The organism is Niallia sp. RD1 (assembly GCF_024219955.1).
Taxonomy (GTDB): Bacteria; Bacillota; Bacilli; order Bacillales; family Cytobacillaceae; genus Niallia; species Niallia alba.
The window spans coordinates 3,558,679-3,570,534 of record NZ_CP100420.1; the positions used below are offsets into that span (position 1 = coordinate 3,558,679).

Consider the following 11,856-nt stretch of genomic DNA (forward strand, 5'->3'; position numbering starts at 1 on the left):
ATATGGGATATATTAATGATATAAATTCGTTAAAATTAGATGTTTTAAGAGAGATCGGTAATATAGGAGCAGGAAATGCTGCCACTTCTTTGTCCAAGCTGCTTAATAAAAAGATTGATATGAAGGTACCAGATGTTCAAATTGTTACGTTTGATGAGATGATGGAAATGGCAGGTGGTGCAGATAATATCGTTGCGGGCGTTTTCTTAAGAATTGAGGGAGATATCCCAGGAAGCATGTTTTTCATCCTTCCTTTAGAGCAAGCGACTACATTTGTCCAAGATATGATCGGAGATACTTCTGTTGACTTAGCTGCGCCACCATATGATGAGCTATCTATTTCTGCGTTACAGGAATTAGGCAATATTTTATCAGGTTCCTATTTATCCTCTTTATCTGATTTTACTCAGTTATCATTGTATCCTTCTGTTCCAGCCCTTGCGATTGATATGGTTGGCGCTATTGTTACATATGGATTAGTGGAACTTTCTCAAGTAAGTGATTATGCGATTGTGATCAACACAGAATTAAATGAGGAAAATACAAGTCTGTCTAATACTGTAAATGGCCATTTCTTTTTATTACCTGATCCAGATTCTTTTACCCCTTTATTTCAGTCATTAGGAGTGAAAGATGGTGACTGAACAAATTACAGTAATTAAAGTTGGGATAGCTGATATGAATGTGGTGCAGTCCCCTAATACAATTCGAACTTCAGGACTTGGCTCATGCGTTGGAATTGTTTTATATAGTCCAATAAAACCAATTGCTGGTTTAGCTCATATTATGCTTCCAGAAGCATCCATAGCGAAATCAGGAAGCCTTAATAAGGCGAAATTTGCTGATACTGCGATTATAGAATTAGCAGATCGATTAGAAGTATTAGGGGTAAAGAAAAGCACGATGCTAGCTAAAATTGCTGGAGGGGCACAAATGTTTCAGTTCAACGGAACAAGTGATATCATGAGAATCGGTCCTAGAAACGTGGAAGCAGTAAAAAATACGTTACAATTATTAAGAATTAAATTAGTTAGCGAAGATGTCGGTGGAAATAGCGGTAGAACGATTGAATTTTCTCCAGCTACGCATCAATTGACGATTCGTACCGTGAATAAAGGGATTCATATTATTTAGTGTAGGGAATACGTTATTTAATACTATCTAGAAATGAGACTAGCTCTAAATTGAAGCATCCAATCTTATTATTTTGGGATGAATTCTGTTATTTAGAGCTAGTCTTTTTTATCATCTTTAGCATGAAGACCCTTTCCTCAATAATCGAATAAGAGTTGAGGTGGGGAAGTTCTATTTTTAAAAACGGAAAAATGAATGAGTTGGAAAAATAGAGAAAAACAATTAGGGTCTTTATGCCTATTTTTAGTGTTGGTATTAGAAAGAATAGATAAAAAATCATGTCTTCTGCTAAAATCAATAGTGAAATATATACATAAAAAGTGTGAGGGTTTTTTGGCTTACAATTCTTATTTTTTGGCTGAATGGATAGGAATGTAAATGATAAAAATAAAGAAGCTGATTATTGGAGAAAATGAAATAGTGCCAATCTATATAAAGACGGTTGAAATAAAATAGGTAAAATAGAATGCTATATAACATAGAGAGTAAAGGTACGAAAGAAGAATATTCAGTAATTTATTGGAACTATTACACAAATGGGATTTTTTTGTTGAAAAAAAGGGGATATAAATGGTTAAGTTGTATTATATTCTTTTGCGTTTATCCCACTCTTCACGGACAGTAAGACGCCCCCCTCAAGCTTATAAGAATACGAGGAAGCTAGGTGGTAACTGCCCGTAAAGGTCCGATTGGTTCAACTAACCATCAGTGGGGGAGGAAGGAAAGCCCCCACTGATGGAAGTTTCACTTTATAGATATGTTTGGGTTTGTTCATTGTTCTAAGAGGAGGGTATTTAATGGCGAAGGAGTCAACAACAGAAGAAAAGCAAGCTTGGGAAATGTGGATTAATTCGAGAGATCAAGAGGCTGGCAATCAATTAATAAAAAAGTATATGCCCTTAGTCAGTTTTCATGTGCAAAGAATCTCAATAGGATTACCAAAAAGCGTATCCCGAGATGAACTAACAAGTCTTGGAATGATGGGCTTATATGATGCTTTACAACGATTTGATCCGAATAGAGACTTGAAATTTGATACATATGCATCTTTTCGAATTAGAGGTAGTATAATTGATGGACTTCGTAAAGAAGATTGGCTATCAAGGGGAACAAGGGAAAAATCAAAAAAGATTGAGGCTACTATTGAAAAACTTGAACAAAAATTAATGAGAAATATTACGGTTCAAGAAATTGCTGATGAGTTAGGGACTAGTGTAGATGAAGTGTATGCAACAATGAATGAACACTTTTTTGCTAATATCCTATCTATTGATGAGCAAATGAATGAGAGCGAAGAGAAAGAGGCACAAAGTTTCTCGATTCGAGATGATAAAACGGTTATACCAGAAGAAAAAGTAGTAAAAGATGAGCTAGTTCAAGAGATGGCAGACAAAATTAAGGAGCTTAATGATAAAGAACAGCTTGTAATCAGTTTGTTTTATAAGGAGGAATTAACCTTAACGGAGATTGGACAAGTAATGAACTTATCTACTTCTAGAATATCGCAGATTCATTCAAAAGCTATTTTTAAATTAAGGCATTCATTGGAAAAAGTAATTTAATGAGTAGGGTGTGGTGCACATGAGTTTAAAAGCAATAGAGATGCAAGTTGCATTACCGAGAACTTATGATGCAGGAAAGCTACAAGAACAACAGGATCAAAAACATCAGCAAATGTATTCCATTGCTTCACAAGAAGCCGGTAAGGAAGAGGTAAGGAAAAGAACAACGGTTATAAAGGGAGAAGGAAAAGGGAAAGTTACTTCTCATAAGAAAAAAGATAAACAGGTATTCGGTCAACAAAATAGCGAAGAAGAAATAGAACTAGATGAAATAGAGAGTAGACAAACGATACATCCTTATAAAGGACAAAGTATCGACTTTAGTGGATAGAGGGATGAAATGGTTAATTTTTTACTTTTTTTAAGTATTACTTTAAATTTAATTGCTATTCTTTGTATCGTAATATTATATGTTCGTCAAAATCGGTTTGCGGACCTAGAAAAGGATCAGAAAAAGACTTTAGAAGAAATGGAAGAAGTGATCGCCACTTTTATCTCGGAAATTAAAGAGGAAAATGAGCAGTTCTTGGATAAACTTTATTCTCACCCAAAAGAGTCATCACATGAAAGAGAAGAGGAAAAAAGCAAGGATGAATCAGCAAGTCCTTATTTTAAGCCGAAAGAGTTGAAAGTGAATAAAGCAATGCTAAATGTCTATCAGAAAACGGTTCCTACTATTGAAACGACAAGTAAAAAAGAAGATCGCTTGGAAAAAGAAGATGTGAATGAGTTATTGAATTTAATACTACCTTCAGAGAAAGAGCCCAAGAAAAAGTCGATTCTTGAAATAGCAAAATCGATGCAAGCAGAAGGGAAAAGTATCGAAGAAATAGCAAAATCGTTAAACAAAGGCAAGACTGAAATGGAATTGCTACTGAAATTTAGACAAAATTCGTAAATATACTTGATTGCAAAGTTTACATATGCTATATTAACACATGGTGTTAATACACACGCTTTTGGATTTAATCATTGGTGCTGTAATTTTACAGTTTTGATTAAAAATGAAAAAAGCGGAGGAAATCAAAACCATTAGGAGGAAAAAACATGTCAGTTATTTCAATGAAACAATTACTTGAAGCTGGTGTACATTTCGGTCACCAAACTCGCCGTTGGAACCCAAAAATGAAAAAATATATTTTCACAGAGCGTAACGGCATTTACATCATCGATCTTCAAAAAACAGTTAAAAAGGTTGAAGAAGCTTATAACTATGTGAAAGAATTAGCTGGAAACGGCGGTACAGTTCTTTTTGTTGGTACTAAAAAGCAAGCACAAGATTCAGTTAAAGAGGAAGCTATCCGTTCTGGTCAATACTATGTAAACCAACGCTGGTTAGGTGGAACTTTAACTAACTTTGAAACTATCCAAAAACGTATTGCGCGTCTTAAAGATATTGAAAGAATGGCTGAAGATGGTACATTCGACGTACTTCCTAAAAAAGAAGTAGTTCAATTAAACAAAGAGCTTGAGCGTTTAGAAAAATTCCTAGGCGGAATTAAAGATATGAAAAAAATTCCTGACTGCTTATTCATCGTAGATCCACGTAAAGAACGTATTGCAGTTGCAGAAGCTCATAAATTAAATATTCCAATCGTTGGTATTGTTGATACTAACTGTGATCCAGACGAAATTGATGTTGTTATTCCTGCGAATGATGATGCAATCCGTGCTGTTAAATTATTAACTGCAAAAATGGCAGATGCTATTCTTGAAGCTAAACAAGGCGAAGAAGTAACAACTGCTTAATTAGAACCGCATGACTTGTTATACGTATTAGTTTAGGATCATTAGATAAATAAACTTGATGGATAATAAGTAATTGTTTAGGGACTTGTGGAAAAGGTGATAAAGAGCAACCCTCTTATCACCTTTTTTTCAAGCATCCTGCTTAAAAATGAAATAAATTGGTTAAAAAAATAATACATAAACCTTAAGGAGGCAAATTACTATGGCTGTTACAGCTCAAATGGTAAAAGAACTACGTGAAAAAACTGGTGCTGGAATGATGGATTGTAAAAAAGCACTTACTGAAACTAATGGTGATTTAGATAAAGCAATTGACTTCTTACGTGAAAAAGGTATTGCAAGTGCTGCTAAAAAAGCTGATCGTGTAGCTGCTGAAGGTTCTACTTACATTTCAGTAGAAGGAAACGAAGCAGTAATTCTTGAAGTAAACTCTGAAACAGATTTCGTTGCGAAAAACGAAGGTTTCCAAAACTTAGTAAAAGAACTTGCTTCACATATCTTAGCAGTTAAGCCTGCAACTGTTGAAGAAGCACATGCTTCAAACATCATTGAAGGAACTACTGTTGAATCACACATCAATGCTGCTATTGCTAAAATTGGTGAAAAATTATCTTTACGTCGTTTTGAAATCAAAACAAAAACAGATAACGATTCATTTGGTGCTTACCTTCATATGGGCGGACGCATTGGTGTTCTAACTGTTCTAGAAGGAACTACTGATGAATCAGCTGCTAAGGATGTTGCAATGCACATCGCTGCATTAAACCCTAAATATGTTTCTCGTGACCAAGTTTCTCAAGAAGAAGTGGCACATGAGAGAGAAGTATTAACACAACAAGCACTTAACGAAGGTAAACCAGCTAATATCGTTGAGAAAATGGTTGAAGGCCGCTTAGGTAAATATTTTGAAGATGTATGTGTACTTGATCAATCATTTGTTAAAAACCCAGATCAAAAGGTTCGTCAATTTGTAGAATCTAAGGGTGCAACTTTACGTGAATTCGTTCGTTACGAAGTTGGAGAAGGTATCGAAAAACGTGAAGATAACTTCGCTGAAGAAGTAATGAACCAAGTAAATAAGAAATAATAAGTGAACGATTAATGTTTTCATAGGGGGCACCATGGTGTTCCCTATTTTTCAAGATATTAAAAATAAAGCGGAGGTTTCCATGAGTAGTAATCCAAAATATAAACGTGTTGTTCTGAAATTAAGTGGGGAAGCATTAGCCGGTGAAGCTGGATTTGGTATTAACCCTAGCGTAATAAAAAATGTAGCACAGCAAGTGAAGGAAGTTGCAGATCTTGGTGTAGAAGCTGCTGTAGTAGTTGGCGGCGGAAATATTTGGCGCGGTAAAATCGGGGAAGAAATGGGAATGGACCGTGCTAACGCTGATTACATGGGAATGCTTGCTACAGTAATGAATTCATTGGCGCTTCAAGATAGTTTAGAGCAAATGGGCATCGAAACACGTGTCCAATCTTCTATTGAAATGAGACAGGTAGCTGAACCATATATTAGAAGACGTGCGATTCGCCATCTTGAGAAGAAACGTGTTGTGATTTTTGCAGCAGGAACAGGAAACCCTTATTTCTCAACAGATACAACAGCTGCCCTAAGAGCTGCTGAAATTGAAGCAGATGTTATTTTAATGGCAAAAAATAATGTAGACGGCGTATATTCAGCAGATCCGAAAGTGGATAAATCTGCTACAAAATATGAAGAACTTACTTATTTTGATGTCATTAAAGATGGTCTAGCTGTAATGGATTCAACCGCTTCATCATTATGTATGGACAATGATATTCCGTTAATTGTATTCTCTATTATGGAAAACGGTAATATTAAAAGAGCTGTAATGGGCGAGTCAATTGGAACAATAGTGAGGGGGAAAAATAATGCCTAAACAAATTATCGCTAATACAAAGGAAAGAATGGATAAAGCAATCCAAAGTTATTCGCGTGAACTTGCAAGTATTCGAGCTGGAAGAGCAAATGCTTCGTTATTAGACAGAATCTCCGTAGATTATTATGGAGCACCAACACCAATTAATCAACTTGCTGGTATCAGTGTTCCAGAAGCTAGATTGCTTGTTATTCAACCATATGATAAAAGTATTCTTGGGGACATTGAAAAAGCAATTCTTAAATCAGATATTGGATTAAATCCTTCTAACGATGGAAGTGTTATCCGTCTTTCTATTCCTATGCTAACGGAAGAACGTCGTAAGGAATTAGTGAAGAATGTGAAAAAAGAATCCGAAGAAGCGAAAATTGCTATTCGTAATATTCGTCGAGACGGTAATGATGACTTGAAAAAATTAGAGAAAAACGGAGATATCACAGAAGATGATCTTCGCGGTTATAATGATGATATTCAAAAATTAACTGACGAATACATCGTTAAAGTCGATGCTTTGACAAAAGAGAAAGAAAAAGAAATTTTAGAAGTATAACACTAAATTAGCTTATGGAATGCGAAGTTTAATATGGTGAGTTGATTAAGCGTAGGATACGGGATTCCCGCGGGGGATGAGGGAAGTGTGAGACCCCACAAGTAAAGCCGAGGAGCACCATCCCTCCCCACGGAAAGCAAGAACTCCTTGGTGCAATCAACAGGCTTTATATATATGTTGATTTAACCCTCTACTTTATAGGGGGTTTTTTTCTTCATCTCATCAAAAACCAGATTTAAATAATGTCCAAAATATTAATTCTTTTGCCCTAAAATAGTCAAAACAAGGGAGTTTTTAATTTCATAGTTGCTTAAGCTGACTATTTTCCTATAATATAGAAAGGGAACTTATTCTGTTATCCTATTATTGGATAAGATTATTAGACAAAAGAATTTAATAGAAAAGTGGATCCTTGTTTATAACGAATAAATATCATTATCTTGATGATTATCATCATAATCGTTTAGTAGAGAATATAAATAGATACAGGTCATTTACCGTATATATATTACTGTTAATAGAAGGATACATAAGGGATCTATTTTGGAGGAGCTATTTTATGTTTAACAAAATAAGGTTATGGAAGAAGAAACCTGTTTCTTCTAATCTCCAAGACCGTATATCAGCACTTAAAATGCGACAAATTCCAGAACATGTTGCAATTATCATGGATGGAAACGGTCGATGGGCAAAAAAAAGAACCTTGCCTAGAATTGCCGGCCATCATGAAGGAATGAAATGTGTAAAGCGAATTACAACAAGTGCAAATGATCTTGGAATTAAAGTGTTAACTTTATATGCTTTTTCCACAGAGAATTGGAAAAGGCCAAAATCGGAAGTAGATTATATTATGTCACTACCTGAACAATTTCTCGGTACGTTCTTGCCTGAATTGATTGAAAAAAATGTTCGAGTAACTGCTATTGGTTATACAGAAGGGTTGCCGGAGTCTACACTTAATTCGCTAAATCATGCCGTGGAACAAACAAAGTATAATACGGGTCTTCAATTAAACTTTGCTTTAAATTACGGCTCTCGGGCTGAAATCATAGATGCTGTTAAAAATGTTGTAAAAGACAGTGAAACGGGGAAAATAGAGATAGATAACTTTTCAGAAGAAATGTTTTCTACTTATTTAATGACAGGGAAAATAATTGAACCTGATCTATTAATTCGTACAAGTGGGGAAGTAAGAATTAGCAATTTTATGTTATGGCAAATAGCTTATTCCGAGCTATATTTTACTGATGTATTATGGCCGGATTTCAGTGAACTACATTTAATCGAAGCAATCGAAGAATTTCAAAACAGACAACGCCGTTTTGGTGGAGTCTGAAGAGAGTTGGGTTAGAGAGATGAAGCAAAGAATCATTACAGCAGTTATTGCAATAGCCGTATTTTTACCGTTTGTATTAATTGGGAAACTACCATTAGTGTTGTTTACTTTTCTATTAGTTGGAGTCGGTATATTTGAAATGTATCGGATGAGAAAAATATCCTTTTTTTCTGTTCCAGGGCTACTATCATTATTAGCGGTATGGATGATAGTATTGCCAAACCATTATCTTGCTAATTTGAATATGACAAAAATAGAAATTGGTTTAATTGCTGTTTTGTTATATTTAACTTATATGGTTTTTTCTAAAAATCGATTTACCTTTGATGATGTTGCATTCTCCATATTAGCTGTTATTTACATAGGAACAGGTTTTCATTTCTTCATTGAAATTAGAGAAACGCATTTAGCGTATCTTATTTATTCCTTATTTATCATTTGGGCAACTGATTCTGGCGCATATTTTATTGGTAAAGCTATTGGTAAGAGAAAGCTATGGCCGGAAATCAGTCCAAATAAAACCGTAGAAGGTTTTTTAGGTGGTATTCTATGTGCTTTAGTGGTAGGAGTTCTATTTAGTGTGTTTGACTACATACAATGGTCTATAGGCTTTGCTTTTACTACCGTTATTTTATCTATTTTTGGACAAATTGGGGATTTAACAGAATCAGCGTTAAAACGTTATTATGATGTAAAAGACTCTGGTAGTTTATTACCAGGACATGGCGGGATTCTTGATCGTTTTGATAGCCTTATTTTTGTCTGGCCACTTCTTTATTTTATCTTTGAACGATTTCTTGATTTAATTTAAGGTTGTTTTTTTAAAAAATCGTTGTTTTTTCAATAGGAGAAAAGAATTAGTTGGAAAAATGGAGCAGCCAGAATACACGTAGACTCCTGTGGGATTAGCGAGACAGTCTGAGACCCCGGAGGCGAAGCTGAGGAGGCTTAAGCTTAGCCCCACGGAAAGCGAAGTGTATTCCGGCTGCGGGTAATAGCAACAAACTATACGAGAACAGCCTAATTTAAAATAAATAGTAGGAAATATGGGTGTAGGAGTGAGGTAGTGAAGTATATTAGTTTGCTTGGGGCAACTGGTTCGATTGGAACGCAAACCTTGGATGTTATTAAAAATCATCCTGACATGTTCCAGTTAGTTGCCTTTTCATCAGGAAGAAATATAGAACTTACAAAAAAGATAATCCAAGAATTTAGACCATCGCTTGTTTCTGTTGCCGAAAAACAAGATTATGACCAATTAAAACAAATCTTTCCGACTATACGTTTTAGCTATGGAATGGAAGGCTTGGTTGAGGTAGCTGTTTTCGATAAAGCGGATATACTCGTGAATGCAGTAATTGGAAGCGTGGGTCTCCATCCAACGCTACAAGCAATTGAAGCTAAAAAGGTTATAGCAATTGCAAATAAGGAAACATTAGTTACTGCAGGGCATATTGTGATGGAGGCTGCTGCAAAATATAATGTACCTGTATTACCAGTTGATAGTGAGCATTCTGCTATTTTTCAATGTTTACAAGGGGAAAATCAAAAGAATATTGAACGCCTTATTATTACTGCTTCAGGCGGAAGCTTCCGAAATCTAAGCAGAAAAGATTTAGAGAAAGTTACAATAGAAGATGCTCTAAACCATCCAAACTGGTCAATGGGAGCAAAAATTACGATTGATTCTGCGACCATGATGAATAAAGGTTTAGAAGTAATTGAAGCACACTGGTTATTTGGGCTTCCATATGAGAAAATAGATGTATTACTACATAAAGAAAGTATTATTCATTCCATGGTAGAATTTCAGGATAGCAGTGTGATTGCTCAATTAGGTACCCCAGATATGCGGATACCAATCCAATATGCTCTTGCGTTTCCAGAGCGTCTTCCTGTAGCACATGGGAAGCGATTAGATTTAGCTACAATTGGAAAATTACACTTTCAACATATGGATTTGGAGCGATTTAGATGTCTTCGTTTTGCCTATGAGGCTGGAAAAGCAGGTGGAACTTTACCAACTGTATTGAATGCAGCAAACGAAGTAGCCGTACAAAAGTTCTTAAATCAGGAAATTAGCTTTCTACAAATTGAGGATTTAATCGAAAAAGCGCTAAATAGTCATCAGAATATACTAAACCCTAGTCTTGAAGTGATCCAAGAGGTAGACTTAGAAACAAGAAAAAGAGTAAGCACACTTCTATAAAAAGGTGGTTAAATTTTGTATACAGTTATAGCTTTTATCATCATTTTTGGTGCATTAGTATTTTTCCATGAATTAGGGCATTTTGTGTTAGCTAAGCGGGCAGGTATTTTATGCCGTGAGTTTGCTATTGGAATGGGACCTAAAGTTCTTTCCTTAAAAAAGGGAGAAACCGTTTATACGATTCGTCTTCTACCAATTGGAGGCTATGTTCGTATGGCAGGAGAAGATCCTGAGATGGTTGATATTAAGCCAGGTCATCGAATTGGTTTAATTCTTAATGAAAAAGAAGAAGTAACAAAATTGATTATTAACAACAAAGAAAAGTATCCAAATGCACGTGTTATTAATGTAGAAGATGCTGATTTAGAACATAAGCTTTTTATTAAAGGATACGCTGAGGAAGATGCGGAAGAAAATCTTCTCGTATTTCCGGTGAAAAAAGATGCTGTTTTTGTTGAAAATGGGATTGAAACACAAATTGCACCCTATGACCGTCAATTTGCAAGTAAATCATTAGGACAGCGAACGCTTGCTATTTTTGCAGGTCCAGCGATGAATTTCGTATTAGCTTTTCTAATCTTTATTGTTATAGCTCTATTGCAAGGCATCCCATCAAATGAGGCAAAGCTTGGAAAGTTAACAGATGATGGAGTAGCACTCAGTGCAGGACTGCATGAAGGGGATAATGTTATAAGTATTGATGGTCAATCCGTTGGATCTTGGAAAGAGGTTGTTTCCATCATTCAAAAGAGTCCCGGGGAAAACCTAGAATTTCTAATCGATCGTGATGGACAAGAAATGACCATTGATGTTACACCGAAAGAAACAGAAGTAGATGGGAAAACAATAGGTCTAGTCGGTGTCTATAGCCCGATGGAAAAATCACCATTAAAATCTATTCAATATGGAGCTACACAAACCTTTACATGGACAAAGAATATTATTGGGGCAGTCGGTAAACTTGTCACTGGTCAGTTCTCGATTGATGCATTAGGCGGACCAGTAGCTATTTATCAATCTACAGACACTGTAGCTCAATCAGGCATCTATTCTTTAATGAATTGGGCTGCTGTTCTAAGCATTAATTTAGGTATCATGAACTTACTTCCACTACCTGCATTAGACGGTGGGCGACTACTGTTCTTTGCAATTGAAGCAGTTCGTGGTAAACCAATTGACCGACAAAAAGAAGGATTAGTTCATTTTATTGGTTTTGCCTTATTAATGCTACTGATGATTGTCGTCACTTGGAATGATATCCAACGATTTTTTATAAAGTAGGGTACTATTCATTCCCCTTGTTGAAAGGGGAATGTTGTTTTGTGGAGAAGGTTTTTTGTAGATGAATGCTGCTCGTTGATAGTGGCACATGGACATAAGATTCACCGTAAGAGAGGGGGTATTCCTTGTGA

General features: G+C 35.6%; 13 protein-coding genes. All 13 read left to right on the forward strand.

From position 1 onward, the window contains the following. Nucleotides 1-2 precede the first annotated feature (2 nt). Nucleotides 3-644, forward strand: coding sequence for a chemotaxis protein CheC (locus tag NKG37_RS16850; RefSeq protein ID WP_101730020.1), 642 nt, complete (start codon nt 3-5; stop codon nt 642-644). Next, nucleotides 637-1,134 (forward strand): chemotaxis protein CheD, encoded by a 498-nt coding sequence (locus NKG37_RS16855; protein ID WP_016201147.1) that lies wholly within the window; start codon nt 637-639, stop codon nt 1,132-1,134. Before NKG37_RS16850 ends, NKG37_RS16855 begins: the two co-directional genes overlap by 8 nt. Nucleotides 1,135-1,931: 797 nt before the next feature. After that, nucleotides 1,932-2,696 (forward strand): FliA/WhiG family RNA polymerase sigma factor, encoded by a 765-nt coding sequence (locus NKG37_RS16860; protein ID WP_016201148.1) that lies wholly within the window; start codon nt 1,932-1,934, stop codon nt 2,694-2,696. A 19-nt stretch (nt 2,697-2,715) separates the two neighbouring features. Then, nucleotides 2,716-3,027, forward strand: a complete 312-nt coding sequence (locus NKG37_RS16865; protein WP_016201149.1) for a hypothetical protein — start codon at nt 2,716-2,718, stop codon at nt 3,025-3,027. 9 nt (nt 3,028-3,036) lie between these two features. Next, entirely contained in the window at nt 3,037-3,594 is a 558-nt protein-coding gene (locus NKG37_RS16870; RefSeq protein WP_254414985.1) for a hypothetical protein, read from the forward strand. Between the two features lie 149 nt (nt 3,595-3,743). Continuing rightward, complete coding sequence (gene rpsB / locus NKG37_RS16875; protein WP_016201151.1) at nt 3,744-4,445, forward strand: 30S ribosomal protein S2; 702 nt, start codon at nt 3,744-3,746, stop codon at nt 4,443-4,445. Nucleotides 4,446-4,647: 202 nt separating this feature from the next. After that, nucleotides 4,648-5,532 (forward strand): translation elongation factor Ts, encoded by an 885-nt coding sequence (tsf, locus tag NKG37_RS16880; RefSeq protein ID WP_016201152.1) that lies wholly within the window; start codon nt 4,648-4,650, stop codon nt 5,530-5,532. A gap of 82 nt (nt 5,533-5,614) precedes the next feature. Then, nucleotides 5,615-6,349 carry a UMP kinase gene (gene pyrH / locus NKG37_RS16885; RefSeq protein ID WP_302183233.1) on the forward strand — a complete coding sequence of 245 codons (735 nt, stop codon included), beginning with the start codon at nt 5,615-5,617 and terminating at the stop codon, nt 6,347-6,349. Beyond that, nucleotides 6,342-6,899, forward strand: coding sequence for a ribosome recycling factor (gene frr / locus NKG37_RS16890; RefSeq protein WP_016201154.1), 558 nt, complete (start codon nt 6,342-6,344; stop codon nt 6,897-6,899). Before pyrH ends, frr begins: the two co-directional genes overlap by 8 nt. Before the next feature lie 559 nt (nt 6,900-7,458). Then, nucleotides 7,459-8,235, forward strand: coding sequence for an undecaprenyl pyrophosphate synthase (locus NKG37_RS16895; protein ID WP_016201155.1), 777 nt, complete (start codon nt 7,459-7,461; stop codon nt 8,233-8,235). 19 nt (nt 8,236-8,254) lie between these two features. Next, nucleotides 8,255-9,046 (forward strand): phosphatidate cytidylyltransferase, encoded by a 792-nt coding sequence (locus NKG37_RS16900; RefSeq protein WP_016201156.1) that lies wholly within the window; start codon nt 8,255-8,257, stop codon nt 9,044-9,046. A 255-nt stretch (nt 9,047-9,301) separates the two neighbouring features. Beyond that, nucleotides 9,302-10,444 (forward strand): 1-deoxy-D-xylulose-5-phosphate reductoisomerase, encoded by a 1,143-nt coding sequence (locus tag NKG37_RS16905; protein WP_101730017.1) that lies wholly within the window; start codon nt 9,302-9,304, stop codon nt 10,442-10,444. A gap of 15 nt (nt 10,445-10,459) precedes the next feature. Continuing rightward, nucleotides 10,460-11,725: an RIP metalloprotease RseP gene (gene rseP / locus NKG37_RS16910; RefSeq protein WP_016201157.1), complete on the forward strand. Its 1,266-nt coding sequence runs from the start codon at nt 10,460-10,462 to the stop codon at nt 11,723-11,725. Nucleotides 11,726-11,856: the final 131 nt, after the last annotated feature.

Coding starts and splice junctions, on each gene's coding strand:
- NKG37_RS16850 (WP_101730020.1), top strand. CDS start 3: ATGGGATATATTAATGATATAAATTCGTTAAAATTAGATGTTTTAAGA.
- NKG37_RS16860 (WP_016201148.1), top strand. CDS start 1,932: ATGGCGAAGGAGTCAACAACAGAAGAAAAGCAAGCTTGGGAAATGTGG.
- NKG37_RS16865 (WP_016201149.1), top strand. CDS start 2,716: ATGAGTTTAAAAGCAATAGAGATGCAAGTTGCATTACCGAGAACTTAT.
- NKG37_RS16870 (WP_254414985.1), top strand. CDS start 3,037: ATGGTTAATTTTTTACTTTTTTTAAGTATTACTTTAAATTTAATTGCT.
- rpsB (WP_016201151.1), top strand. CDS start 3,744: ATGTCAGTTATTTCAATGAAACAATTACTTGAAGCTGGTGTACATTTC.
- tsf (WP_016201152.1), top strand. CDS start 4,648: ATGGCTGTTACAGCTCAAATGGTAAAAGAACTACGTGAAAAAACTGGT.
- pyrH (WP_302183233.1), top strand. CDS start 5,615: ATGAGTAGTAATCCAAAATATAAACGTGTTGTTCTGAAATTAAGTGGG.
- frr (WP_016201154.1), top strand. CDS start 6,342: ATGCCTAAACAAATTATCGCTAATACAAAGGAAAGAATGGATAAAGCA.
- NKG37_RS16895 (WP_016201155.1), top strand. CDS start 7,459: ATGTTTAACAAAATAAGGTTATGGAAGAAGAAACCTGTTTCTTCTAAT.
- NKG37_RS16900 (WP_016201156.1), top strand. CDS start 8,255: ATGAAGCAAAGAATCATTACAGCAGTTATTGCAATAGCCGTATTTTTA.